Origin of the sequence: Nostoc sp. JL33, from assembly GCF_017114985.1 — a bacterium.
In the GTDB taxonomy this organism is placed as follows: domain Bacteria; phylum Cyanobacteriota; class Cyanobacteriia; order Cyanobacteriales; family Nostocaceae; genus Nostoc.
The window spans coordinates 1-25,181 of record NZ_JABXKP010000038.1; the positions used below are offsets into that span (position 1 = coordinate 1).

Sequence of the window (25,181 nt, forward strand, 5' to 3'; positions counted from 1 at the left end):
GGGTTAGTTATTTCCGGATTGATTACCGTGATTCACTATCCAACGAATCGCACTATTCTGCTCCCTGAGGTACCAGAATTGTGTTGATGGGCAAAAAATTAGGCACTATATAGTACGGCTTAAATTAAAAATTTTGCCATATCTGAGTGACAATAAGTAATATTGCCGTTTAGTAATAACCAAAACTCCCAAATCCAAGGTGATTGCTGTAGCATGACTAAATAATTGTGTCACCCACACGATAATTTTCCCAGATGGTAAAGCCTCATAACTCCAAATCCGCACGAGAACTCTTCAATATTTCCAAATTGGCAATTCAATTTTCGTGGCTGACAGTGAGTTTTTGGATTGCCGTAACGGTAGCTGGTGTTCTGGCTTTCAGTTCCCTTAAGTATGCCTTGTTTCCAGATATTACCTTCCCAGTAGTGGTTGTGAATGCTACAGCCCCCCTGACAACTGCCCTGGATACGGAGGCGAAGCTCACCCAACCCCTGGAAGAACGTCTTCGCTCCCTAAAAGGACTGGAAGATATCCGCTCATCCACTTATCCTGGACAAACTGCTGTTAGCCTTTCTTTTGCGGTTGGGACGAATTTAGAAACATCGACCAAAAAGGTTGAAACTGCGCTCAAGCAGTTGACTCTACCTCCGGGAGCAACTGACAAAATTATTCCCCTGAATCTAAACGAGTCAGCCGCCATTAGCTATGCCATTGAAAGTCCGACGCGGAATCTCAAAGATTTGACGAAGTTGGCGCAAGATGAGATTGTGAGTGCGATCGCTAAACTACCAGGAGTCCTGAAAGTCTCACTACTAGGGGCTACTACTGCAACTCCAAAGCTAAATCCAGCGAATGCGAGTGCAATCCCCCAAACCGGGGCAACATTAGTACGGTTTAATGGCCAAGATGCACTCGCATTTCAGGTAATCAAACGCGGCAGTGCTAACACCTTAGAAGTAGTGAGTCGAGTTGAGAAAGAAGTTCAAAGGCTCCGTTCTACCCTTAAGGATGTGAAGCTGACTTTAGCAGCCACCCAAGCAGAATATATCCGCCAAGCCACCCAGTCAACAATCGATGCTTTGCTGGAAGCAGTCTTGTTGTCAATAGTGGTAATTTTTCCTTTTTTGTGGAATTGGCGGGCAACTCTGATCTCTGCCTTGGCGATTCCGACATCTTTATTGGCGACGTTTATCGTCATGGCGATTTTCGGCTTTAACCTAGAGACGATTACGTTGCTGGCTTTAGCTTTGGTGATTGGTAGTATTGTTGATGATGCGATCGTGGATGTAGAAAACATCATGCGACACGTCGAAGATGGGGAAACTCCTCGCCAAGCGGCGCTTTTAGCTACAAATGAGATTGGGCTGACAGTTACCGCCGCCACCTTGACAGCAGTAGCGGTTTTTCTGCCCATAGGTTTGATGGGTGGGGTAATCGGTCAGTTCTTCAAGCCCTTCGGCATCACTGTTTCAGCCGCGATGCTTGCTTCGATGCTAGTTGCTCGGACTTTATCTCCAGTTCTGGCTATCTACTGGCTGAAACCTAAATCCTCGCTCTCAGAGCGTCGGGAAGCAAAAATCTGGGTAGCGTTTACCCAATTTTACAAAAATTTGCTGAGTTGGTCTTTGAATCACCGCAAGATAGTTATCGGGTTAGCTGTCCTCAGCTTCATCGCAGGTATAGCACTGATTCCACTAATTCCCAAGGGGTTTATTCCCAAACTCGATCGCGGCGAATTTAATATTGCTTATACGGCTCCTTTGCCAAGTATCCCTGATTTGGGCAGAGGGGGACGAGGGGGACAAGGGGGCGATATTCCCAATGCCCAATTCCCCATTCCCAATCCTTTAAATGATTCTCTTGAGGTTGCGAAGAAACTAGAAGAGGTTGTGAGAAAATCACCGGCAGTTGAAACAGTATTTACCACTGTTGGTTCTCGCGAGGGTGAGCCGAACAAAGGCACACTATATGTAAAGTTAAAGGAAGACCGGACAATCACAACTGCGGAACTACAAGACCAATTGCGCTCCTCCTTACCTGCTCTTTCTGGGGTAACTACTAGTGTTGAAGATATTCAATTTGTCGATTCCGGCGGTCAAAAACCTCTGCAAATAGCATTACAAGGTAATAATCTCCAAGCTCTGAGCAAAGCAGTCAAAGCGATAAAACAGAGGATTCAGAACCTACCGGGATTCGCTGATGTCACAGTTACAGGTGAAACAAATCCGCAGGGCACGGTTTTTCAGATCGAGCGTCTGAATAATCAGCGCGTGGCCTACATCAGTGCTAATCTTGGCCAGGATCTGTCCTTGGGTGATGCTACTGATAAAGTGGTAGCTGAAGCAAAGGCGGTGTTACCCTCTGATGTTTCCTTAAATTTAGGGGGAGACTCTGCCCGTCAAGATGAAGTTTTTGGCAGTTTCGGCACTACTCTAGCTCTATCTGCCCTGTGTATTGTTGTGGTACTAATTTTGCTGTTCAAAACCTGGGTAGACCCTCTGGTTATTGGTGTCTCTTTGCCTTTGGCACTGGTGGGGGCAATGTTGGCGCTACTAATCACCAAGAGCGACTTTGGCATGATCTCACTGATCGGTTTCGTCTTTTTGCTGGGGTTGGCAAATAAAAATGCGATTTTGCTTGTGGATTTCATCAACCAGCTACGCAGCACTGGCTTAGACCGCACCGAGGCGATCCTTAACACCGGACTAGTACGCCTCAGACCAATTATCATGACCACCGCCTCGACTATTTTAGGGATGCTACCGATCGCTTTAGGTTTGGGTGCTGGTTCGGAATTGCGATCGCCTATGGCTGTAGCGATCGCTGGTGGACTAGTAACTTCAACTATCCTCAGTTTGATTGTTGTGCCAGTAGTTTACACCATTTTGGATGATTGGTTTCCTCGCAAGGAATTTTAGATTTTAGATTTTTGAACAGATGATCAATGGTCTGATTGAGAAATTTACATTACTAAGTCCCACCTAAATTAGTGCGAAATTTCTGTATCCAAAATTCAAAATAAGGGAATTCCAAGTTGATAAATCCAAAATCCAAAATCCAAAATCCAAAATCCAAAAGGGTTTTTGTCACAGGGGGTACGGGTTTTATTGGTGCCCACTTGGTACGGTTGTTGCTGCAACAGGGTTACACAGTCAAAGCACTGGTACGCGATAGCAGCAATTTGGAGAATCTACGCGGTTTGGAGGTGGAAATTGTCAAAGGCGATTTGAATTCACCAAATCTCTGGCAACAGATGGGAGGTTGTCAATACTTATTTCATGTGGCAGCCCATTATTCCCTCTGGCAATCAGACCGAGAATTACTCCACCGTCACAATGTCCTGGGTACGCGCAATGTGTTGGCAGCAGCTCGCAAAGCTAACATTGAGCGCACCGTCTACACGAGTTCAGTGGCAGCAATTGGGGTAGGATCATCTGGTGAAGTCGTCGATGAAACACATCAGAGTCCCTTAGAAAAGTTGGTAGGTGACTACAAAAAGTCTAAGTTTCTGGCTGAACAAGAAGCCATACAAGCCGTTGCTACAGGTCAGGAGGTCGTTATTGTCAATCCCAGCAGCCCGATTGGCTCGTTGGATATCAAACCTACCCCCACGGGTGATATAATCTTGCGGTTTTTACGACGGCAAATGCCCTTTTACTTAGATACTGGTTTGAATTTTATCGATGTGCATGATGTGGCATGGGGGCATTTACTGGCTTTGCAGCGAGGTAAATCTGGCGATCGCTATATCTTAGGTCATCAAAACCTCAGTCTAAAGCAACTACTCGAACAACTCGCCGATATCACAGGTCTCTCGGCACCTCAACGAACTGTACCCGCTTGGTTGCCCCTTAGTGTTGCCTGGGTTGATGAAAAGATTCTTGCACCGTTGGGGAAATCGCCCTCAGTGCCATTGGATGGCGTTCGGATGGCGAAACAACCTATGTATTACAATGCCAGCAAGGCTGTACGAGAGTTGGGTCTACCCCAATCTTCACTGAACGCGGCACTCAAGGATGCTGTGGATTGGTTTGTTGCTCAGGGTTACGTCAACCCCGGAGGGAAATTCAAAATTCAAAATTAAAGACCCCACAGATAAATCTTGGGGCTGAGAAAGGGGTGTTTTGATCTACAGAGGAGTAATCGAATGGCAGTTAATATACAACAAGCTATGGATATTGGGAAGTATCTTATTACGCAGCGTTTGAAAGGGCGTAAACGCTTCCCTTTAGTATTGATGTTGGAACCTCTTTTTCGATGTAATCTAGCTTGTACTGGTTGTGGTAAAATCCAACATCCAAAGGAAATTTTAAAGCAAAATCTCACTCCAGAACAGTGCTTTGCGGCAGTAGAAGAGTGCGGCGCACCGGTTGTCTCAATTCCTGGGGGAGAACCTCTGCTGCATCCACAAATTGATCAGATTGTTCGGGGATTAGTTGAGCGCAAGAAATATATTTACTTGTGTACCAATGGTTTGTTGTTAGAAAAGAGCTTGGATAAGTTTCAACCTTCTCCTTACCTGACTTTTAGTGTGCATTTAGATGGGATGCGGGAGTTGCACGATCAGTGCGTCGATCGCCAAGGTGTTTTTGATATTGCTGTCAAAGCGATTCGCGCTGCTAAAGCTAAAGGCTTTCGTGTCACCACTAACACCACTATCTTTGAGGGTACTCAACCCAAAGATATGCAAGAGTTCTTCGACTTTCTGGAAACACTAAATACTGACGGGATGATGATTTCTCCCGGTTACAGTTATGAGTGGGCACCAGATCAAGATCATTTTCTCCACCGTGAACAAACACGCGCCCTCTTCCGGGAAATTCTAGCTCCCTTGAAAGCTGGTGAAAAAAACTGGAACTTCAATCACAATCCGCTATTCTTAGATTTTCTCACTGGTGAAAAAGACTACGAATGCACGCCTTGGGGTAGCCCTAGTTATAGCGTTCTCGGTTGGCAAAAACCTTGCTATCTGCTGAACGAAGGTTATTACTCTACCTTCAAGGAATTACTCTCACAAACTGACTGGAGTCAATACGGCCAGAAGAGTGGTAATCCCAAGTGTGCCGATTGTATGGTTCATTGCGGCTATGAACCCACCGCCGCAATCGATGCAATGCAACCGCAAAATATGGCGCGTGCCCTTGGCAGTGTGTTTGGCAGGAATTAGTAACTAGTAAATACTACATATTTCCAGGGTGCGATCGCACAGTAGCCTGCTTTTGCAGGCTTTATTTATCTTCCATTGCAAATCTAGAGCTTCCGCCGCGCTAGTAATAATCCTAAGTGTGCCGATTTGCATGGTTCACTACGGCTATGAGAGCTAGGAAGTAGCCAATGCTACAGAAATTACGGCTGCGTAGGCTAGCAAGAACGGCAGACATCGCATTCAATACGGTTCGGATAAGGTTTTTTGATGACACGCCGCTAATCGCAAAGACGCGATAAATCGCCGTCTTTACAATAATCAGTCCAATGCAAGAGACGGCGATTTATCGCGTCTTGCCTTAACCGAACCGTATTGGCATCGCATTCTTTAAGGGATTTCCCAGAAAGAAATTATCCCATCTTTTGGGATGGAAAGAACTCAATAGGGTTCGGTTAGCTTGTTGCCCAGATTCCGCACTTCATCGTGTAATACACGAAGATTTCCAGCATCCGGCTAATGTTGGTTAAATAGCAATCAGAAATTTCCAATATTCATCAGTACTAATACTTAAATAATGACCATTACTAGGAAGTATTCTTGAATATCGATACATTACATCCTGAAGTGCGGAATATCGGTTGTTGAACGCTCGAAGATACTCGTAACAGCATAGATACTTAGTGCCAGAGGCTTTTTAGCCTAACAGAGACAAGAATGTGAAGTTATGCAAAGGAAATTAACAAATGTAAGAATAATTTGTAATAAATAATGATGCGGCAGCATTGTATAAAGAGAAATTGAAAGTAAAAAACAACATCTTAATAAGCTTTTCGAGTCATTCAGAGAAGTTTAAAGTTTTCTAACAAAAGTTTTAATCTGAAAGCCTGGAGATCGTAAACTTATTTCTTGAGATGTCTGTTTTGAACCTTTCGTAACTCGTCAGGCAGTGCTGGCATCAAAAATAAACTGAACCATTCAGTTTTGAGTCCAATTATTGTTAACCAAGCAAATTCGGAGATTTAACGCAATGGTTTTAGATGCATTTGCAAAAGTAATCACCCAAGCTGATGCCCGTGGGGAATATCTCAGCTCTGCTCAGTTGGACGCTTTAGCTGCCATAGTTAAAGATGGTAACAAGCGTGCAGATACCGTAAACCGGATTACCAGCAACTCCTCAGCAATTGTTGCCAATGCGGCTCGCGCTCTGTTCGCAGAACAACCTCAGTTGATTGCTCCTGGTGGTAATGCTTACACTAACCGTCGAAATGCTGCTTGCTTGCGTGACATGGAAATCATCTTACGCTATGTCACTTATGCAATCTTTGCTGGTGATGCAAGTGTGTTAGATGACCGTTGTTTGAACGGTCTGCGCGAAACCTACTTGGCTCTAGGAACTCCTGGTGCTTCTGTAGCAGTTGGCGTACAAAAGATGAAGGACGCAGCTTTGGCTCTTGTTAACGACCCCAATAATATCACCAGAGGCGATTGCAGCGCTATATCATCTGAAGTTGCTAGCTACTTTGATCGTGCAGCCGCAGCAGTAAGCTAAACCCGCTCAAGACTATTGACTGACAACAGTTCAGTTAGACAAAACAAATTTCAACAAAATTGTAAATAGGGAGATACTAAACACATGAAGACACCTCTTACCGAAGCAGTTGCAGCCGCAGATTCTCAAGGTCGCTTTCTCTCCAGCACAGAAATTCAAACAGCTTTTGGTCGTTTCCGTCAAGCTCCAGCTAGCTTAGAAGCAGCAAAAAGCTTGTCTGGTAATGCCCAACGTTTGACAGAAGGCGCAGCTCAAGCGGTGTACAACAAGTTCCCCTACACCACTCAACAGCAAGGGCCTAACTTCGCTTCTACCAACACTGGTAAAGAAAAGTGTGCGCGTGACATCGGCTACTACCTGCGGATCGTTACCTATTCCTTAGTTGTGGGTGGTACAGGCCCCTTGGATGACTTCTTGATTTCTGGCTTGGCTGAAATCAACCGTACCTTTGATCTATCTCCCAGCTGGTACGTTGAAGCCCTCAAGTACATCAAGGCTAACCACGGTCTAAGTGGCGATCCTGCTGTAGAAGCTAATTCCTACATCGACTACGCAATTAACGCTCTGAGCTAGAGAGTGTATTTAGCCCGGAAAGGAAAACAAGCTCTGTTGGCAAATAGCTAGGAGTTGGTTTACCTTTCTGGGCAGTTTTATTTTCAAAAGGCTGTTAAAAAACTAGAAAAAAATTTTCATTTTCTAAAAAGTTATCAGTTTTGCAGTTAAAACTGAGGAGATTAGACATGGCAGCTTCGGGACAAGCAGCAAGATTAGGGATTGGAGAATTTGAAAACTCACCACTGGTGGAACTACGTCCCGATAGAACAGAATCGGATGTAGCAGTGGTTATCCGGGCAGCTTACCGTCAGGTTTTCGGTAATGAATATCTCCTGGAAGGAGAGCAGCTAAAGAGTGCGGAATCACTGTTGCAGCAAGGTGAAATCTCAGTTCGGGGATTTGTGCAAGCCATTGCTCAATCGGAACTCTATCGGAATAAGTTTTTCCACTCTAACTCCCAAACTCGGTTTATCGAGTTGAATTATAAGCATCTATTGGGGCGTGCCCCACAAGATGAGTCAGAAATTTCGTACCATGTTGAGCTTTACAACTCACAAGGTTATGAAGCTGAGATTAATTCCTACATTGACTCATTAGAATATCAAGAGAGTTTTGGGGAAAATATTGTGCCCTACTATCGTGGCTTTAAAAGCCAGGTAGGACTGAAAAACGTTGGCTATAGCCGACTGTTTCAACTGTATCGGGGTTATGCCAATAGCGATCGCGCTCAAGGGCAAAAACAAGGACGCCTAACTTGGGAAATAGCTAAGAATCTGGCTTCACCCATCTACCCAGTCTCTACAGGAGCCTTAACAGGTCTCTCAACAGGTGGTCGAGGAGAAACATACCGGATTAGGGTACTACAAGCAGCTTCTCCAAACTCAGCTGTAGTGCGGCGGGGTACTGCGGAATTGCTCGTACCCTATGAGCAGCTTTCTAGTAAATTGCAGCAGCTTAATAGTAAGGGCAGCAAGGTTATTAGCATCACATCTGTATAAATAGGAAATCGGGAATTAAGTCAGGAGTGAGGAGTTAGAAGTTATAAGTTTTGAATTCCTAATACCCCTACTCTTAACTTCTAGCTTTTCCCAATTACCAATTACAAAAGGAAAATTACCAATGGCTATTACAACAGCAGCCTCCCGTCTGGGAACAGAGGCTTTTAGTGATAACGCTCCTCTAGAATTGCGCCCAAATGCAACTAAAGAAGACATAGAGAATGTAATTGCTGCCGTCTATCGTCAGTTGTTGGGCAACGATTACTTAATGAAATCTGAGCGTCTCACAAGTGCTGAATCTATTTTGCGCGATGGGAAAAGTACAGTACAAGAGTTTGTGCGTCAAGTAGCTAAATCAGAACTGTACAAATCCAAGTTTTTCTACAACAGTTTTCAAACTCGCGTCATTGAACTCAACTATAAACATTTGTTGGGTCGTGCTCCCTATGATGAGTCTGAAGTGATTTATCACTTAGACTTATATCAAACCAAGGGATATGAAGCCGACATAGATTCCTATATTGATTCGGCAGAGTATCAAAGTAGCTTTGGTGACAATATTGTTCCTTTCTATCGCGGCTTTGAAACCCAAACAGGTCAGAAAACTGTTGGATTTAGCCGGCTATTCCAACTTTATCGCGGCTATGCGAATAGCGATACCTCCCAGCTTAGAGGTAATTCCCCCCGTCTTGCCGGTGAACTAGGTCGCAATAGTGCATCTGTTGTTGTTCCTCCATCTGGTGGCCCTTCCGGCTTTTCCTATGTTGCTCCTGAAAAAGGCGTTACCCCCAACAGTACTTTCGGTGGTGCAGGAACTTTTGGGCAAGAAGGCAGACTCTACCGGATTGAAGTGGCAGGCGTTTTTGGAGCCGGCTATCCTAGCACACGCCGGGTCAATCAAGCTGTGATTATACCCTATGAAGGACTATCTGCTTACTTCCAGAGAGTGGTAAAACAAGGTGGTAAAATCGCCAGCGTGAAGCCACTTTAGTGTTATTGGTCATTAGTCATTAGTCATTGGTCATTGGTCATTAGTCATTAATATCAGACCAAGGACTAATGAGAACTTCGATTTATAAATTTGGAATTGATTTATGCTTGGACTAATTAATGGTAGAAATAGTAACCGCTCCTTCCGCTATGAAGTAGTCGGTCTGCGCCAAAGCGAAGAAACAGAAAAAGTCGGCTATCCCATTCGTTCTAGTGCCAGTGTGTTTATCACAGTGCCTGAGAACCGGATGAATCAGGAAATGCAACGGATTACTCGCTTGGGTGGCAAAATAGTCAGCATTCAGCCATTGAACGCTGAGGCTCAAACAAATAGCGAACACAGCGATCCTTCTTCTCATGAATCCCAGTCCTCAGAAAATTGAAGATTTATCACTGACAGGTAACAATGCCGACGGTGGATCTTTAACGGTAGAGCAAGCTCTAGCTAATCTTGAGAGTGCAGATTTAGGTCTGCGGTTTTATGCTGCCTGGTGGTTGGGTAGGTTTCGCATAGGTGAACCAGCTGCGGTTAGAGGATTGATCGCAGCTTTAGAGGATGAAGCCGATAGGACACCAGAAGGCGGATATCCTCTGCGACGGAACGCAGCTAGGGCCTTAGGAAAACTAGGCGATCGCCAGGCAGTATCACCTTTAATTGGGTGTTTAGACTGCTCAGATTTTTATGTGCGGGAAGCGGCGGCACAATCTTTGGAGATGCTAGGCGATCCGGTTTGTATTCCGGCGCTAATCAAGCTATTACAAGTAGGGTTGCAGGGAGAGCAGCTGATATCACAGCCTGATTTATCTCAACCTTACGACGCCATCTTAGAAGCCTTGGGAACTTTGAGGGCAACTGAGTTCATCCCTTTGGTAAAGCCATTTTTAGAGCATCCAATCGAATTGGTGCAATATGCTGCCGCACGAGCTATGTATCAATTAACCCAAGAACCAGTTTATGGTGAACGGTTGGTACAAGCTTTAGGAGGAGAGAAATTGCAATTGCGTCGAGCCGTGTTAGCAGATTTGGGAGCGATTGGATATCTACCCGCAGCAGATGCGATCGCCGAGACTCTTGCCGAAAATAGCCTGAAGCTAATTTCTCTTAAAGGATTACTAGAACATCAAGTTAACCACACAGCAACAAGCACTTTGTCAGCAGGTGCGGTTAAAGTGATGAATTTGATGGACTCGCTGCTGTAGTCCTAAGTTCTAGATAATGAGTTGCCATTAATACGTTTAAATAAAATGTTTACCACAGATAAACCCCCAACCCAACTGCAAAATCAGGGTTAGGGGGTTTATGTATGATGTCAGCTACGGATAACTTAAGCTACAATTGGCTGACAACTAATCACCGATGAAAAATTATTATGAATAACAGTGACCTTGCCCAAATATTGATCCGTGCTGTCGAAGAAGCAGACTCCTCGGAGCGCTTATTAGACGCAGTTCAGGAGTTAGCAGCAGCCCATATAGAGGAATCTGTTCCGACACTGATTGCAGCTTTGGGCTACAACAATCCAGGGGCGGCAGTGGCGGCGGTAGATGGACTAATTGCGATCGGGGAAGCCGCAGTACCGCCACTATTGGAACTAATTGATAACTACAACTACGGTGCAAGAGCCTGGGCAATTCGTGCCTTAGCGGGAATTGGCGATGTTCGGGCGCTGGATACCTTGTTAGAAGCAGCAAAAAGCGATTTTTCCTTAAGTGTGCGGCGGGCAGCTGCTAGGGGATTAGGCACTTTGCGCTGGCAGCAAGTACCACCTGATCAAGTGAAATCTGTTCAGACTCAGGTATTAGAGGCGCTATTACTCATTTCTCAAGATCCAGAGTGGGTAGTGCGCTATGCAGCAGTGACGAGTTTAGAAACCCTAGCTATTGCAATCGCAGTCACTTTACCCGATCAAGCATCGCGGATTACAAATCAACTTCAGCAAATAGTCGATACAGATGTTGATCTGGGAGTTCGCACCCGTGTAAAGTTTGCACAGGAAAAAATTCAGCAGCAACAACAACAACATCAAGAAGTGTTTGCACCTAAAAGAAAGCTACAAAACGCTGAAGTGCCTGAAGTGCCTCATCGTGGTGGTGGCAGACGGTAAGCAATAAGAATTAAATAACATACAATTTATCAAAAAGATGGGTGTAAAACCCCGTCATAAAGGACGGCTTTAAGTTTTGTGGCAATGAGTCTTTATCCCCGTTACAAAACTGTACTTCTTTGAACGACTTCTTTAAGTCCCTGGCTTACCTCACGCTCAATCCCTCTCCTTATAAAGGAGAGGGAAGCTAGATACAGGATGAAGTTTTGCATTAGACATAGGCGTGAAATTAAATATGCGTTATCCAGAACCCTTGTAGAGACGTAGCACTGCTACGTCTCTACATTATTTTTCTTTTCCTTTGTCTATTTTATTTAATCCACGTTCCTTAGTGTAAAACTAACCAGACAATAAAGAGTAAATTTCTCCCTGGATATTGCCACGGGCAGATGGTTCGGCGAACTCTAACATTAAAGGCGTAAAATAGATATGCGATCGCAGTAAAAATCGTTCTAAAACCTGCTGACGACCTGTGATATAATCTGCCTCTGCCACCCAGCCATATTCCTGGCGAATAGCATGGGCGTATTCTCCATACTCCACTTGGTTAGTAGCCAAAATCGCTAAATCTGCATCAAGTAGAACTTGGCTTTCATAGTCATCCACCGCAGCTTGGTGGTCTTTAGTCTTCAGAATCAGACGCGTGACAGTAGTTATCGTACTTTCTGGAATACCCAAATTACTCAGCAATTCAAAAGCATAGTCTGCACTTCGTTCTTCATTATCTTGAGCTTCAGTGTCATAGACTACATCGTGAAACCAGGCTGCTAGTTGAACAGCAGCTAGGTTGTTGGTGTAGCCTTGCAAAATCTCAATTGTGCTGAGGACGTGATCAATATGTTTCAGTGTATGGTAATGGCGACCAGGGGTAGAGTAAGCTGCAACCAAGCGGTTAAAGTCTTTCTCAGCCGCTACCTGTTCAACGCCAAAGGGTTGGAGTGTGTGTTGCCACTTAGAAAATAAAATATGCGTGAGGTTTTCTGTAGGCATAAACGTAATATCCACACTCTTAGTATGACTGAGGTAATCTCTTATGTTGCAACATCTGTCTAATCAAGTTAGAAATAGATCAACAAAAGGATAACACTTGTTATTGAATTGGGCATGGGGCATTGAGCATTGGCCAAACAGGGCATTGGGAAAAAGGAGGCAGAAGTTCTTTAATGCAAGAATTTTGAATGCGTGAATGCGTGAATTAATTTCTTCCTCATCTCCCCACTCCCCACTAGATATATGAAAGCGTCAAAATAGAAGACACAGGCTTTGTACAAAAAGCCTTGCCTTGATTAACGGAGTTTATTATCAGTGGTATTACAAGTAGAAACAAGCACTTACGAAGCTAAAACCCAAGAAATTGCTAAACAACTTCTAGCAGCAACGCAGGAAAATCGTTCGTTTTTTTCTTCCCTGCGGGATCAAATGCGCTGGGATGATAAATTACTAGCTTGGGCGATGAGTAATCCTGGGTTGCGGGTGCAACTATTTCGCTTTATAGATACGCTACCTGCTTTGCACAGTAAATCAGAAATTGCCTCCCATTTGCAAGAATATTTAGGTGATGAATCTGTAGAATTACCGGCAGCTTTGAAGGGAATGCTCAATTTTGCTAACCCCGACTCTATGCCAGGACAAGTTGCTGCTACAACTGTTGGTACAGCAGTTGAGACTCTTGCCCATAAATATATTTCTGGGGAAAATATTAAACAAGTCATCAAAACAGTTGAACGGCTGCGGAAAGAAAAAATGGCTTTCACCATCGACTTACTTGGTGAAGCCGTGATTACCGAAGCCGAAGCGCAGTCTTATCTAGAACGCTATCTAGAATTAATCCAACAATTGGTGGAAGCCTCGAAAAATTGGACACCTATCCCAGCTATTGATCAGGCTGATGGCGAACTCATACCAAAAGTTCAGGTTTCTGTGAAGTTAACGGCGTTTTATTCCCAATTTGATCCTCTAGATGCTAAAGGTAGTGAGGAGCGAGTTAGCGATCGCATTCGTATTCTCTTACGTCGTGCTAAAGAGTTAGGCGCAGCTGTCCATTTTGATATGGAACAGTATGCCTATAAAGACATAACTCTCAGCATCCTGAAAAAACTGTTACTAGAAGAAGAATTTCGCCAACGCACAGATATTGGTATTACGATTCAAGCATATCTGCGTGATAGTGAGCAAGATACCAAAGACGTAATTTCTTGGTTGAAAGAACGCGGTTATCCTCTGACAATTCGCTTGGTGAAAGGCGCATATTGGGATCAGGAAACTATCAAAGCAGCACAGAAGCATTGGCTACAGCCAGTTTATAACGAGAAAGCCGCAACTGATGCTAACTTTGAAACCATCACTCAGTTATTGCTAGAAAATCATCAATATGTGTATTCTGCCATTGGTAGCCATAATGTGCGATCGCACTCTCGCGCCATTGCGATCGCTGAAAGTTTAAATGTCCCCCGTCGTCGCTTTGAATTGCAAGTCCTATACGGTATGGGTGATAAAGTTGCAAAAGCATTAGTTGACAAGGGTTATCGCGTCAGAGTTTACTGTCCTTACGGTGAATTATTGCCTGGAATGGCGTATTTAATTCGGCGGTTGCTGGAAAATACAGCTAATAGTTCTTTTTTACGGCAAAATCTCGAAAATCGACCAATTGAAGAATTATTAGCGCCGCCGATTGTCAAAGAAGAAAAAAACGTACAGACGCGATTAATCGCGTCTCCTCACTCTCATTTCTCTGGTGCTGCTGATACCGATTACGCCGAGGAAGAGGTGAGAACGAAAACGGCGCAAGCTTTCCAAAGCGTTCGTCAGCAGTTGGGTAAAACTTATTTACCCCTAATTAATGGCGAATATGTTAATCCGCCGGAATTTGTTGATTCTCTGAATCCTTCTAATTTCAGTGAGGTAGTTGGTAAAGTTGGGTTGATTAGCGTTGAACAAGCAGAACAGGCGATGCAAGCTGCGAAAGCGGCGTTTCCTGGTTGGAAGAAAACACCAGCTAAACAACGCGCTGAGATTTTGCGGAAAGCGGGTGATTTGATGGAACTCCGCCGCGCTGAACTTTCAGCTTGGATGGTTTTGGAAGTTGGGAAACCAGTTAAGGAAGCTGATGGAGAAGTTTCCGAAGCGATAGACTTCTGTCGGTACTACGCTGACGAGATGGAACGGTTAGATAAAGGCGTTAATTACGACATTCCTGGCGAAAATAATCGTTATATTTACCAGCCACGCGGTATTGTTGTGGTGATTTCTCCCTGGAATTTCCCGCTAGCGATCGCTTGTGGGATGACTGTTGCAGCTTTGGTTTCAGGCAATTGTACTCTCCTCAAACCTGCGGAAACATCTTCTGTAATTGCAGCTAAACTCACAGAAATCTTGGTAGATGCTGGTTTTCCTAAAGGTGTATTTCAATACGTACCTGGCAAGGGTTCGCAAGTCGGCGCTTATTTGGTAAATCATTCAGATACTCATGTAATTGCTTTTACGGGTTCTCAGGAAGTCGGCTGTCGAATTTACGCAGAGTCGGCAATTTTGAAACCTGGACAAAAGCACATGAAGCGGGTGATTGCTGAAATGGGTGGCAAAAATGCGATTATTGTCGATGAAAGTGCTGATTTAGACCAAGCTGTTGTGGGGATAGTGCAGTCGGCATTTGGTTACAGTGGACAAAAATGTTCTGCCGCCTCCAGGGTGATTGTGCTGCAACCAATTTATGATGCCTTTGTGCAACGATTGGTAGAAGCGACAAAATCCTTGAACATTGGGGAAGCAGAGTTACCGAGTACACAAGTTGGGCCGGTAATTGATGCTAATGCCCGCGATCGCATCCGCGAGTATATTCAGAAGGGTAAGGCAGAAGCAGAAGTAGCTTTGGAATTACCAGCACCCGAACAAGGATATTTTATCGGGCCAGTCATCTTTAGTGAAGTATCGCCAAATGCGGTAATTTCCCAGGAAGAAATTTTTGGCCCTGTGCTGGCGGTAATTCGAGTCAAAGATTTCCAGGAAGCGTTAGCAGTCGCCAACGGTACAAACTACGCTTTGACTGGCGGACTTTATTCTAGAACACCTTCGCACATTCAGCAGGCGCAAACAGATTTTGAAGTCGGGAATTTGTACATCAACCGCAATATTACAGGAGCGATCGTTGGGCGGCAACCCTTTGGTGGATTCAAACTTTCTGGAGTCGGTTCTAAAGCCGGTGGCCCTGATTATCTCTTGCAATTTTTGGAACCCCGCGCAGTGACAGAAAATATTCAGCGCCAAGGTTTTGCACCAATTGAAGGCGCAGAGTGAACTACAATAGGTAGGGCATATGCCCTACCTATTGTAGCGGTTTTCGGTTGAGTAGGTACTGAACCCCACCCCCAACCCCCTACTCGCTTGCGAGGAGGGGGCTAAGATGTACCTCATGTGATTAGGAAACGCTATATATGTAGAAAGCCTAGAGAGAATTTAATGAGTAATTTAGTTATAAAAGTTGCTGAATTACCTGAAGAATTTCCGGCAATTCAAGCAATTAGGATCGCAGTATTTCAGGAAGAACAAGGGGTAGATGCCGCTTTAGAATTTGATGGTAAAGATGCAATATCTGAACATTTAATTGCTTATTTAAATAAGGAAGTTGTGGGTACCGCCAGAATTAGATATTTAGATGATAAAACTGCCAAAATAGAACGGCTTGCTGTTTTGTCTACAGTTAGAGGACAGGGCATTGGTAAGAAAATTATGGAAAATGCCCTAGAAGTGATAGCTAACAAAAATATTCCAGAAGTAGTAATTCATGCTCAAGAATATGTGAAAGATTTATACAAAAAATTGGATTTTGTAGAAGAAGGAGAAATATTTCAAGAAGCCAGTATTCCCCATGTAAAAATGATAAAAAAATTATCGTAGTCAAAGAAAAAATACATAGCATATTTTTTCACTAATTGCTCATAAAAAAATGCATTTTTATAAGCAATTAACTCAAATATCGGATCAATAATGACTCTAGCTGGACTATCTGAATTGGCTTAACAAGGTAGTCATTGGCACTACCTGGCAGCATGGTAATTTCCTCTTCTAAAGGTTCGCTAGAGGTGATCATTACAATTGGCAACCCTTCCCAAGAAGGCTCTTGTCTAAGAATATTCAGCAAATTCAAGATGCTAACATCGCGGATTAACTCGAAATCAAAAAAAACTAAATCCGGTTGGAGGTTTTGCACCTATTTCAAAAAGTCATTTCCATTTTCTATCCGCTTGGCTTGGTAGCCAATTGTGTGCAGATAATCTTGCAACACTGTAGCAGTATTTTCCTCTTCTTCCACAACCAAAATGGTTTTATTTATGGGGATGACTGGGGAAGAGGAGAACAAGGCAAAATCTGCTCCCTCATCTCCCTCATCTCCCGGATGCACTGGATTTGGTAGAAACAGAGTGAACTGACTACCTTTTCCCAAAGTCGATGTCATGGTAACATCTCCACCATGTAAACGCGCTAATTTGCGTGTTAAAGCTAAACCCAAACCAGCGCCTTCATACTGCCGATTTAACCGACTGTCAAGCTGTTTAAACGGTTGAAATAGGAATTGAAACTGATTTGAGTCTATACCAATTCCAGTATCTGAAACTGTAAACGTTATCCCTTGCGGTACTTTTTTGACTGTCAGCGATATCTGACCGGCTGGGGTGAATTTAATCGCATTGGTGAGCAAATTGAGTAGCATTTGCTTGATGCGCCGTTCATCACCAATACAAATATCCGCTTCTAGGTCAATTTCAGATGTGAGTTGCAATCCCTTTTCTAAGGCGCGATCGCGCACTGTCCATATGGCATAATTACATAAATCTAACACTGGCAAAGGTGAGAGTAACAGTTCCTCTTTGCCTGCTTCTACCTTAGATAAATCAAGGATATCGTTAATCAGTGCCAGCAGATGTTCACCACTACTATATATAGAATTTACATATTCGTTCTGCTTTTCATTGAGAGAGCCAATTCTTTCTTGTTGCAACAACTGTGACAAACCCATAATCGCATTCAGAGGTGTCCGCAACTCATGGCTCATGGTTGCTAAAAATTCCCTTTTTGCCCGATTGCCAGCTTCTGCTGCTTCTTGACAGGCCCGCAGTTTCAACTCTGTTTGCTTTTGTTCAGTAATGTCTTCAATCATCGCTAGAAAAAACTCAGGTTCACCATTACTGCCTGGTATAACAGAAATAGAGATATGAGTCCAAACTAAGCTACCATTTTGATGTAGGCAGCGTCTTTCTATCTCAAGGCGATGTCTGGCAATAAGTTGTTCTTGATGTTCAAAGGGTTGGCAGCCGACTCTCGAAGTTTTCTTTAAGTCTGTGCGAATTTCTGACATCAGTTGTTTGTAAAGTTTTAAATCCCCCCTTTCTGTGGGAATGTAATCTGTAAAGGGCTTGCCGTATAGTTCTTCTCTGCTGTATCCAAAAATCTCGCACAGTGCCAGATTAGTATCGACTATCTGCGCTTTCATATCTATAAGCCCAATGCCGATAGGGGAACGCTCAAAAATCGCCCGGAATTGTAAAGCCTCTTGGGCTTGCTTGTACTCTGTAATACCTCTAGCCAACATCACCTGCATTAGTTGCCTTCAAGAATAAATAATTTTGCCTTGCAGTTCTAAGTAAAAAGTAGAACCGTCTTTGTATAACTACAATTACGTTAGAAGTGTTTCCCTACCCGGAAGGTATAATCTTTTAATTAAATTCTTCTTACTACTGACTAGCGAAACATCCTTGATTCCCCTAGAGAAAGATGTCTAAAGGCTTAAATTTTGCGAAAATCAGGGTAACGGCAGCTGTTGTGGAGGTAGAACGATGACGGATAGTAGTGTGAGAATTGTTTCTTTAATTCCCGGTGGAACAGAGATTTTAGCAACACTAGGGTTAGTTGATGCTATTGTGGGGCGATCGCACGAATGCGATTATCCTCCAGAAATCCAAAATCGCCCCATTTGTACCCAAGCACGTTTAAACTCCAATGCCTCCAGTAGCGAAATTAACGATCAGGTGAACAATTTATTGCAATCTGCTCTCAGTATTTATGAAATCAAAACAGATGTTTTAGAGCAGTTGCAGCCTACCCACATTCTCACTCAAGACCAATGCGATGTTTGTGCTGTCAGCTTAGACGAAGTTGAAAAGGCAGTTGCCACACTCATTGATAGTAAACCCCAAATTATTTCTTTACAACCCAATAGTCTCAAGGATGTTTGGGCTGACATTCAGCGAGTCGGCAACACCTTTGGCGTAGACTCGGTAAAAATCTTAGAAAACTTAGAAGCTCGCGTCAAAATTTGTCAGCAAAGAATCCAAGGACTTTCTTTAAATGAAGTGCCTACTGTCGCCTGTATCGAGTGGACTGATCCTTTGATGGTTGCTGCCAATTGGATTCCGGAATTAGTTAACTTAGCAGGAGGACACTCTCTATTTTGTACTACAGGTCAGCCTTCTCCTATCTTGCCGTGGGAAACACTATTAACAACTAATCCAGATGTAATTGTTTTTATGCCTTGTGGCTTTGATTTAAATCGCACTCGCCAAGAAGCCAATTTGTTAACTGAACGTTCAGAGTGGGAAAAACTGCACGCTACGCAAGCTGGGAGGGTCTACATCACTGATGGCAATTCTTACTTCAATCGTCCAGGGCCGCGACTGGTAGATTCTCTAGAAATTTTAGCAGAAATTTTGCATCCAGAAATTTTTCAATACGGCTACAAAGGAACCGATTGGCAACCTTTATAAGAAGAATTCAGAACTCAGGAGTTAGAATTCAGCAGGAATTCAAGTCCGACTGATTAAAACCTTGGCGAGTTCCAATCCCCTACGAAGAGTAATTCTGATTCCTGGATTCTGAATTCTGAATTCTTCTTTAAGGTGTTTCTTCAGAATCTGCCGATGGTTTATTGTTAAATAACAGCAGACGTGCGGCGAGGATGGCAAATCCCACAGCAGCGATCGCTTTTAACAAGCGTGTAGGTAATAATTCTGCTACTGCACCCCCTGCTAATGATCCCAACAGGCTTGTCAACAACAATGCGCCTGCTGCGCCAAAAAATACTGCACGCCCAGAATTACAACGCCCTGAAAGTGCGATCGCTGCTAGCTGACTTTTGTCACCCAATTCTGATAAAAAAACTGTAATAAAGCTCAGTCCTAAAAGATGCCAATCCATATGATTAACGGGGATGAGGGGGATGAGGGGGATGAGGGAGAATAACTTCTAACTCCTGTACAGACAAAGATTTTTCGCGTCTCTGCTCCTAACTCCTAACTTAACCTTGAAATATATCCCAAAACAGCATTAGGGAAATCACCAACAACATCACGCCTGCCGATTTTTCTACAGTTTTTGGGCTGAGTCGGGTTCCTATCCAACTACCTAAAAGCACACCTAATAAGCTGGTGGTTATCAGCGCAGTCGCAGATCCGATAAATACCACCCACGGCGAATGAGATTGTGCACTCATTAACAGCGTGGATAGCTGAGTCTTATCTCCAATTTCTGCTAGAAAAATGGTTACAAAAGTTGTACCAAAAACTACTAGCACTGATTCCTGCTTTTGAGGACTATCGGCAACTACACGCTCAACTGGCTCAACAGCGATCGCAGGAGTTAAGCTCAAATCAGTGCTGTCTTTCAGTTCTAGCTCAATCTCAGTCTGAGATATGCCAGAAATGTCCAAAGGAGCAGAGTCAAGTTTCACAGGTAATAGTTTTGTTGCTAGATTCTTTCATATTTCTATCATATTCTCAGATTGCTATAATAAATTGCAACTTTACAGAATAAAACGAGTAGTGGGAGTGTCACAGCCCTACAGCTTTATTGAAGCGTAGTATTTCCAGACTGCGATCGCCATATACTCCCTCTATTTGCTGGTGACAGCAGTCAATAGCAAAATCGTTGACTTCTTCTGGTTCAACCCCATACATATCTTGAAACACTTCTGATTCCACACGGCAGAAGCGAGGACGAGTTGAGTAGATGCGACATTCTCGTGTGGTATGGTCGAAATTAATGCACCATCCTCCTTCGCCTACCATGCTGAGGTAGAGTTCTAGTTCTGGTGGTGAGAGATATTCTTCTAAGTCTGGACGCTCTGCTGGATCAAGATTACAGCAGGCTCCACATTGCTTTACACATTGCCAAGTTGACATTTTGGATTAGGGAGTGGGGAGTAGGGAGTGGGGATTAGGGAGTGGGGAGTAGGGAGTGGGGGAGCAGGGGAGAATAATATAATGTAATGCCCAATTCCCCTATTTTACGTTTTTATATCTTTTCTTATAATTTTGTTAAGTAAATTAAATCTAACAGTCCATAGCCAGATATGATCGATTGCAGGTTTTGTAATTAACGTTATTAAATTTTTTAAGACAATTGGAAGGAGAAAAGGAAAAATGTTTGACGCTTTGTTTAACGCTTTTACCAGTATCAATTGGGAAGTTATTTTCCAATTGCTGTCAGTGGCGCTAATTGTGATTGCTGGCCCAGTGGTAATTTTTGTGCTGGCATTTCGCAACGGCAACCTATAAGAGTGGTGAGTGCTGATTGAGAGTTAGGAGGAGCCACTGCGTTGCGGAGGTTCCCCCCGTTGTAGCAAGTGGCGTTGAGGAGTTAGGAGTGAAGAATTAAATTTTATTCTCAACTCATAACTCATAACTTATAAATCAGCACTCGCAGTGTCAGAGTCACAAGTGAGAAGTTAATTAAAAACTCATAACTCATAACTCCTAACTCCTAACTCCTAACGCCTGAAGGGCAGCTTGGATAATATTGTCATACTGTGGTTGAGATATATCAATTTCTTTGGCGTTTTGACGATTAGTGCCCAGTAAACCAATTATATGCCCTGTCTGCATGGCTAAGACTTTGCCTTCAGAATTTTTAATTCTTAATTCTGCTTCAATACCGTTTTTATAGAAACCACAAGTATAATGTCGCTGGTTGTACTCAAAAGTAGTGGTTGACGGGATAGGTGGCGAAGCAAAAAATTGTTGAAGCTGAATTGGCAGTCTGACACCGATTAACTCTAGCTCGATGGTGGTGTTACCGTTAAAGTAATTTTCTCGCAGTTTGTAAGCGACATCCACTCGCGGTGGTAGCTGGAAATAGTCGCCCCAACGCCAAGCGATCGCTTTGATTTTATACTGCTGATTATCAATAGTTTGGGCAATTGTTAGTTTAATGTGACCCTTACCAACGATTTTTTGTTCAACCACTTGCACATTAGGTGTCCAGAAAATTGGATCGGGGTTGTCCATACCGCAGGGATGTAGAGCATTAAGCTGTTGGTAAAGCTGCTGATTGATATGATTGAGGTTGACTTCGGCATCAATTTTGAGCAGAGGTTTGAGATGCTGGGGTTCAAGACACTGGTTAGCAAACTCAATCAAACGCGATCGCAACACCTGTAAATTCTCTGCTGGTAGAGAGAATCCCCCGGCTGCTTTGTGTCCGCCAAATTTACCCAGTAAATCGTGACAATATTCCAAAGCTTCAAACACATGAAATTCTGGAATTCCTCGTGCTGAACCGCGTATATGTTCCTCATCCTCATAAGTACCGATGAACACGGGAACACCGTAGCGTTCTACTAAGCGGGAGGCGACAATCCCAATAACGCCATGATGCCAATTGGGTTGAACAACAACTAATACACGGTCTTTTTGTAAAGATGCAACAAATTCTGTCTCTACATAAGCGATCGCTTCTTGTTCAATTTGTTCACACATTAGCTGGCGACTAGTATTAGTTTGTTCGCACTGCTTCGCAAGTTCCAGCGCCACCCCCATATCATCTGTAGTCAGCAATTCAATCACAGTCTGGGGATTACCAATCCTACCAATAGCATTAATTCGCGGCCCCAAGCGAAACCCAATATCTTCAGGCTTTAGCGATTTTGGATTTTGGATTTTGGATTTTGGATCGGGGATTTTCTCCTCTACTCCCCCTACTCCCTGATCTCCCCTCACCTGCACGCCACCTACCTGAATTAATGCCCGCACCCCAGCTAAGTTGGATTTGGGTAAATGCTGTAAACCACGTTTCACCCAGCGCCGATTCACGCCAGTTAAGGGAGCTAAATCTGCGATCGTTCCCAGTGTAAATAGTGCTAACATCGGTTGGATCAAGCCCTTAGTCTCCCCTAGCTGTTGTGCTAGAGACACTGCCAAAATATAGGCAACACCAACACCTGCAACACCCCGATAAGGTGAGGATTCTGCTATTAGTTTCGGGTTGAGGATAGCGTTAGCTGGTGGTAATTTTTGGGGGATATCGTGGTGATCGGTGATAATCACTGCAAGACCAAGTTCTCTAGCTCTAGCAACTGGTTCAAACGCAGAGATGCCATTATCTACAGTCAGAATTAATCCCACACCTTCGCTATGAAATTCTTCGACTATGCGGTTATTAATGCCGTAGCCTTCGTGCATTCGACTGGGAATAGCATAATTTACTTGTGCGCCTAAAGTGCGGAGACTACGTAAAAGTAGAGCAGTGCTAGTCATCCCATCAGCATCGTAATCACCACAAATAGCAATTTTTGTTTGAGAGGCGATCGCATTTTGCAACAACTCCAAACTAATCGCCAAATCTGGGAAATCTTCCAACGGCGAAGGTAAAACTAAAGACTCTGGATTTAAAAATCCTTGTATCTGTTCTGGTGTTTCCATACCCCGATTAATCAACAACTGGCTGACAATCGGTGAAATGTTTGTCATAACCGCCAGATTTTGGGCAAATTCTGGTTTTTGCGGAGAAATCTGCCAGCGCTGATCAGGTAAGCGCCTGGGTTGCTTTGAGGATTCAGATACAGATCGGTCTAGCACAGTATAAATTTAGGAGCTTTTAGTTATGAGTGTTGAATTGAAAGTTGTTTCTTAACTCATAACTAATAACATTATTTGCTATCTAAAACACGTTGATCTTACCATCATTCATAATATATAACGAGCGATCGCCCGAAGAACGCAAAGTCGGATGGAGTTCAAGCCGCAATGTGCCAAAATTAGGTTTCGAGACAATTGCTTGTAGTGATAAACCCGTTTCGCTCCAAAATATCAGAGATGTATTTGGCTGCGTACCCTCTATTTGTTCTAGATTTAATTTTTGCCCTGGACTCAAGGATATTGCATCAGTCCCGGAGGGTTTTTGAATTTTAATCAGGTTAGGTGTGCTATTTATAACTTCAACTCGGATGTGTTGCCCAGGCGTAAACTGAATTGGGTGCGAACCACACTTAGAGGCACAAGTTCCAGCTAAGGTAGGACTGGGATTATTGATTGATGTAACTAGAATGGTAGATGCAACTAAAGCAAATGATAGACGCTTAAACATAGCACGCAGTATAAATACTTAATTAAAATTTTACTTTAATTAAGTACTGTCAAGCCTCAGTATATTTTCCCGAATTACTTTAGACATAGGAGTGAAATTAAATATGCGTTACCCAGAACCCTTGTAGAGACGTAGCAGTGCTACGTCAAAACAATTCTTTTTCACTGCGATACCTGGGGAGGTAACTGAGCCAAGCCGTTCGCCTCCGGTCTCGTAGAGAAGGCTTTACGCTACGCTATCTGTGACGCCTGGGTTAGTCTACACCTAACATTATGATCAAGATCAAGCGATGCCTGCGGTTCTTGCTAGCCTACGTGTGGTAATGCCTTGTATCTATTGTATCTAAGCAATAATCGTTGTAAGTTGTCATAATTACAAACGCAGACATGAGTCAACGGAGCCAAGAACACTCTTTCTGATTTCCGTTAACATAATCCCGCAGCCGACATTATTGAACTGAAAGCCTACTGCGGAGGTTTTCTATATGTCCAGGAAACGATAAAAATGGTTAGCTTTTAAACCTGAGCCGATTTTATTGGACAAGAGAAAATTACTGAGAATACTCTTTGCGCCAAGCCTGGGGAGGTAAACCGTGATGTTGGCGAAACTGGCGGGAGAAATGAGACACATCCTGATAGCCCAATGTTTTGGCTATCTTCTCGACTGTCTGATTATTATTTTGGAGTAAAAAACGAGCACCCGCCATCCGGCGTTTAACAATCCAGCAGTTTACAGTTTGTCCTGTCTGCCTTGCGACTCGGTTAGTTAAGTAAGCAGGTGAGTAACCAACAGCAATAGCCACATCACACAAAGTAATTCCTTCATGATAATGGGCTTCGATAAAGTCGAAAACTTCTTTTAATTGGGGAATGCAGGGAAAGATTGACGACGAATCAGGGTTCATGGCTTCTCTACCAGAGGCTTCTGTACCAGAGGCTTCTGTACCAGAGGCTTTGCCAACGCCAACGCCAACGCCAACGGCAACACCAACACCTCCAGCGATCGCTGTAGTATTATCTCTAAATACTGATTTTGCAGCTTTTTCAAATTTAATATTGCACCAGTATTGGAGACTAGCTTGCTTTTCCAAGCGAATAGCGATCGCTCTGAGCAATTCATCTAGTGTCGAGGGTTTGGTAAGATAGTCGTCTGCTCCCAATTCCATAGCTTTGCGAACATCTGCTTTGGTACTACTGCCAGTCAGAAAAATGAAGGGAATAATTGCTGTAAGAGGATCTTGGCGTAGCGTAGTTAAAACGCTATAACCATCCATATCAGGCATCGTGATATCGCAAATCACTAAGTCGGGTATACGCTCTTGTGCTTTTTGAATACCTGCAAGACCGTTGTCAGCACCTATGGTATCAAAACCTTTAGCCTCAAGACCCTTTAAATAAAGATTGCGAGTAACCTTATCATCTTCAATGACGAGAATTTTATTTGAGGATTCGTACACCATTTTCTATTACCATAACTTTTTGCAGAAG

Annotated in this window: 22 protein-coding genes and 1 pseudogene; 14 read left to right on the plus strand and 9 right to left on the minus strand. The window is 43.5% G+C overall.

The window, feature by feature from the left end; genetic code table 11:
- Window positions 1–105 precede the first annotated feature (105 nt).
- Window positions 106–285, minus strand: coding sequence for a hypothetical protein (locus HWQ23_RS08925; protein ID WP_292827144.1), 180 nt, complete (start codon window positions 283–285; stop codon window positions 106–108).
- Here HWQ23_RS08925 and HWQ23_RS08930 point away from each other — a divergent pair.
- From HWQ23_RS08930 to HWQ23_RS08975, 10 genes are all read left to right on the plus strand, one after another.
- Window positions 255–2,918 carry an efflux RND transporter permease subunit gene (locus HWQ23_RS08930; protein ID WP_292826600.1) on the plus strand — a complete coding sequence of 888 codons (2,664 nt, stop codon included), beginning with the start codon at window positions 255–257 and terminating at the stop codon, window positions 2,916–2,918. The genes HWQ23_RS08925 and HWQ23_RS08930 overlap by 31 nt on opposite strands.
- Before the next feature lie 116 nt (window positions 2,919–3,034).
- Window positions 3,035–4,084: a hopanoid-associated sugar epimerase gene (hpnA, locus tag HWQ23_RS08935; RefSeq protein WP_292826603.1), complete on the plus strand. Its 1,050-nt coding sequence runs from the start codon at window positions 3,035–3,037 to the stop codon at window positions 4,082–4,084.
- A gap of 63 nt (window positions 4,085–4,147) precedes the next feature.
- A complete protein-coding gene (gene hpnH, locus HWQ23_RS08940; protein ID WP_292826606.1) occupies window positions 4,148–5,167 on the plus strand; it encodes an adenosyl-hopene transferase HpnH in 1,020 nt (339 codons plus the stop codon).
- Window positions 5,168–6,173: 1,006 nt separating this feature from the next.
- On the plus strand, window positions 6,174–6,695 hold the full coding sequence (locus HWQ23_RS08945; protein ID WP_292826609.1) for a phycocyanin subunit beta: 522 nt from the start codon (window positions 6,174–6,176) through the stop codon (window positions 6,693–6,695).
- An 84-nt stretch (window positions 6,696–6,779) separates the two neighbouring features.
- The gene (gene cpcA, locus HWQ23_RS08950; protein ID WP_292826612.1) at window positions 6,780–7,268 is read left to right on the plus strand and encodes a phycocyanin subunit alpha; all 489 of its coding nucleotides are present in this window, start codon (window positions 6,780–6,782) and stop codon (window positions 7,266–7,268) included.
- A 167-nt stretch (window positions 7,269–7,435) separates the two neighbouring features.
- Window positions 7,436–8,248, plus strand: coding sequence for a phycobilisome linker polypeptide (locus HWQ23_RS08955; protein WP_292826615.1), 813 nt, complete (start codon window positions 7,436–7,438; stop codon window positions 8,246–8,248).
- A gap of 121 nt (window positions 8,249–8,369) precedes the next feature.
- Window positions 8,370–9,239, plus strand: a complete 870-nt coding sequence (locus HWQ23_RS08960; protein ID WP_292826618.1) for a phycobilisome linker polypeptide — start codon at window positions 8,370–8,372, stop codon at window positions 9,237–9,239.
- A gap of 103 nt (window positions 9,240–9,342) precedes the next feature.
- Window positions 9,343–9,621 (plus strand): phycobilisome linker polypeptide, encoded by a 279-nt coding sequence (locus HWQ23_RS08965; protein ID WP_375466467.1) that lies wholly within the window; start codon window positions 9,343–9,345, stop codon window positions 9,619–9,621.
- Window positions 9,596–10,438 (plus strand): HEAT repeat domain-containing protein, encoded by an 843-nt coding sequence (locus HWQ23_RS08970; protein WP_292826621.1) that lies wholly within the window; start codon window positions 9,596–9,598, stop codon window positions 10,436–10,438. The genes HWQ23_RS08965 and HWQ23_RS08970 overlap by 26 nt, the downstream gene beginning before the upstream one ends.
- Window positions 10,439–10,608: 170 nt before the next feature.
- Window positions 10,609–11,343: a HEAT repeat domain-containing protein gene (locus HWQ23_RS08975; protein ID WP_292826624.1), complete on the plus strand. Its 735-nt coding sequence runs from the start codon at window positions 10,609–10,611 to the stop codon at window positions 11,341–11,343.
- Between the two features lie 339 nt (window positions 11,344–11,682).
- On the opposite strand, the gene HWQ23_RS08980 is transcribed toward HWQ23_RS08975, so the two are convergent.
- Window positions 11,683–12,333 (minus strand): HD domain-containing protein, encoded by a 651-nt coding sequence (locus HWQ23_RS08980; protein ID WP_292826626.1) that lies wholly within the window; start codon window positions 12,331–12,333, stop codon window positions 11,683–11,685.
- A gap of 315 nt (window positions 12,334–12,648) precedes the next feature.
- Between HWQ23_RS08980 and pruA the strand changes: the two genes are divergently transcribed.
- Complete coding sequence (gene pruA / locus HWQ23_RS08985; RefSeq protein ID WP_292826628.1) at window positions 12,649–15,636, plus strand: L-glutamate gamma-semialdehyde dehydrogenase; 2,988 nt, start codon at window positions 12,649–12,651, stop codon at window positions 15,634–15,636.
- Between the two features lie 162 nt (window positions 15,637–15,798).
- Window positions 15,799–16,236 (plus strand): GNAT family N-acetyltransferase, encoded by a 438-nt coding sequence (locus HWQ23_RS08990; RefSeq protein WP_292826631.1) that lies wholly within the window; start codon window positions 15,799–15,801, stop codon window positions 16,234–16,236.
- Between the two features lie 67 nt (window positions 16,237–16,303).
- Here HWQ23_RS08990 and HWQ23_RS08995 read toward each other — a convergent pair.
- Window positions 16,304–17,908 (minus strand): annotated as a pseudogene (locus tag HWQ23_RS08995) (ATP-binding protein); the annotation flags it as partial.
- Between the two features lie 265 nt (window positions 17,909–18,173).
- Between HWQ23_RS08995 and HWQ23_RS09000 the strand changes: the two are divergent.
- Window positions 18,174–19,100 (plus strand): cobalamin-binding protein, encoded by a 927-nt coding sequence (locus tag HWQ23_RS09000; RefSeq protein ID WP_292826634.1) that lies wholly within the window; start codon window positions 18,174–18,176, stop codon window positions 19,098–19,100.
- Window positions 19,101–19,227: 127 nt separating this feature from the next.
- Here the strand turns inward: HWQ23_RS09000 and HWQ23_RS09005 are convergent, their stop codons facing one another.
- The 3 genes from HWQ23_RS09005 to HWQ23_RS09015 all read right to left on the minus strand — a co-directional run bounded on the left by HWQ23_RS09005 (window position 19,228) and on the right by HWQ23_RS09015 (window position 20,513).
- The gene (locus HWQ23_RS09005; protein WP_292826637.1) at window positions 19,228–19,530 is read right to left on the minus strand and encodes a TMEM165/GDT1 family protein; all 303 of its coding nucleotides are present in this window, start codon (window positions 19,528–19,530) and stop codon (window positions 19,228–19,230) included.
- A 100-nt stretch (window positions 19,531–19,630) separates the two neighbouring features.
- Window positions 19,631–20,062 (minus strand): TMEM165/GDT1 family protein, encoded by a 432-nt coding sequence (locus HWQ23_RS09010; RefSeq protein ID WP_292826640.1) that lies wholly within the window; start codon window positions 20,060–20,062, stop codon window positions 19,631–19,633.
- A gap of 100 nt (window positions 20,063–20,162) precedes the next feature.
- Window positions 20,163–20,513, minus strand: a complete 351-nt coding sequence (locus HWQ23_RS09015) for a YkgJ family cysteine cluster protein (RefSeq protein ID WP_292826643.1) — start codon at window positions 20,511–20,513, stop codon at window positions 20,163–20,165.
- A gap of 240 nt (window positions 20,514–20,753) precedes the next feature.
- Here HWQ23_RS09015 and psb30 point away from each other — a divergent pair, with 240 nt between their 5' ends.
- Entirely contained in the window at window positions 20,754–20,888 is a 135-nt protein-coding gene (gene psb30, locus HWQ23_RS09020; protein ID WP_292826646.1) for a photosystem II reaction center protein Ycf12/Psb30, read from the plus strand.
- A 198-nt stretch (window positions 20,889–21,086) separates the two neighbouring features.
- Here psb30 and HWQ23_RS09025 read toward each other — a convergent pair whose 3' ends face one another.
- The 3 genes from HWQ23_RS09025 to HWQ23_RS09035 form a co-directional block, all read right to left on the minus strand.
- Entirely contained in the window at window positions 21,087–23,186 is a 2,100-nt protein-coding gene (locus tag HWQ23_RS09025; RefSeq protein ID WP_292826649.1) for a single-stranded-DNA-specific exonuclease RecJ, read from the minus strand.
- 82 nt (window positions 23,187–23,268) lie between these two features.
- Window positions 23,269–23,694, minus strand: a complete 426-nt coding sequence (locus HWQ23_RS09030; RefSeq protein WP_292826652.1) for a hypothetical protein — start codon at window positions 23,692–23,694, stop codon at window positions 23,269–23,271.
- A gap of 550 nt (window positions 23,695–24,244) precedes the next feature.
- Window positions 24,245–25,153, minus strand: a complete 909-nt coding sequence (locus tag HWQ23_RS09035) for a response regulator transcription factor (protein ID WP_292826655.1) — start codon at window positions 25,151–25,153, stop codon at window positions 24,245–24,247.
- Window positions 25,154–25,181 lie beyond the last annotated feature (28 nt).

What these genes read in the sequence shown, in the direction of transcription:
- cpcA (WP_292826612.1), top strand. Translation starts at nt 6,780, where the DNA reads ATGAAGACACCTCTTACCGAAGCAGTTGCAGCCGCAGATTCTCAAGGT.
- HWQ23_RS09030 (WP_292826652.1), bottom strand. Translation starts at nt 23,694, where the DNA reads ATGTTTAAGCGTCTATCATTTGCTTTAGTTGCATCTACCATTCTAGTT.
- HWQ23_RS08990 (WP_292826631.1), top strand. Translation starts at nt 15,799, where the DNA reads ATGAGTAATTTAGTTATAAAAGTTGCTGAATTACCTGAAGAATTTCCG.
- hpnH (WP_292826606.1), top strand. Translation starts at nt 4,148, where the DNA reads ATGGCAGTTAATATACAACAAGCTATGGATATTGGGAAGTATCTTATT.
- HWQ23_RS09035 (WP_292826655.1), bottom strand. Translation starts at nt 25,153, where the DNA reads ATGGTGTACGAATCCTCAAATAAAATTCTCGTCATTGAAGATGATAAG.
- HWQ23_RS08945 (WP_292826609.1), top strand. Translation starts at nt 6,174, where the DNA reads ATGGTTTTAGATGCATTTGCAAAAGTAATCACCCAAGCTGATGCCCGT.
- psb30 (WP_292826646.1), top strand. Translation starts at nt 20,754, where the DNA reads ATGTTTGACGCTTTGTTTAACGCTTTTACCAGTATCAATTGGGAAGTT.
- HWQ23_RS08930 (WP_292826600.1), top strand. Translation starts at nt 255, where the DNA reads ATGGTAAAGCCTCATAACTCCAAATCCGCACGAGAACTCTTCAATATT.
- HWQ23_RS08975 (WP_292826624.1), top strand. Translation starts at nt 10,609, where the DNA reads ATGAATAACAGTGACCTTGCCCAAATATTGATCCGTGCTGTCGAAGAA.
- HWQ23_RS09005 (WP_292826637.1), bottom strand. Translation starts at nt 19,530, where the DNA reads ATGGATTGGCATCTTTTAGGACTGAGCTTTATTACAGTTTTTTTATCA.
- HWQ23_RS08960 (WP_292826618.1), top strand. Translation starts at nt 8,370, where the DNA reads ATGGCTATTACAACAGCAGCCTCCCGTCTGGGAACAGAGGCTTTTAGT.
- HWQ23_RS08965 (WP_375466467.1), top strand. Translation starts at nt 9,343, where the DNA reads ATGCTTGGACTAATTAATGGTAGAAATAGTAACCGCTCCTTCCGCTAT.
- HWQ23_RS09015 (WP_292826643.1), bottom strand. Translation starts at nt 20,513, where the DNA reads ATGTCAACTTGGCAATGTGTAAAGCAATGTGGAGCCTGCTGTAATCTT.
- HWQ23_RS08980 (WP_292826626.1), bottom strand. Translation starts at nt 12,333, where the DNA reads ATGCCTACAGAAAACCTCACGCATATTTTATTTTCTAAGTGGCAACAC.
- HWQ23_RS08955 (WP_292826615.1), top strand. Translation starts at nt 7,436, where the DNA reads ATGGCAGCTTCGGGACAAGCAGCAAGATTAGGGATTGGAGAATTTGAA.
- HWQ23_RS08970 (WP_292826621.1), top strand. Translation starts at nt 9,596, where the DNA reads ATGAATCCCAGTCCTCAGAAAATTGAAGATTTATCACTGACAGGTAAC.
- HWQ23_RS09000 (WP_292826634.1), top strand. Translation starts at nt 18,174, where the DNA reads ATGACGGATAGTAGTGTGAGAATTGTTTCTTTAATTCCCGGTGGAACA.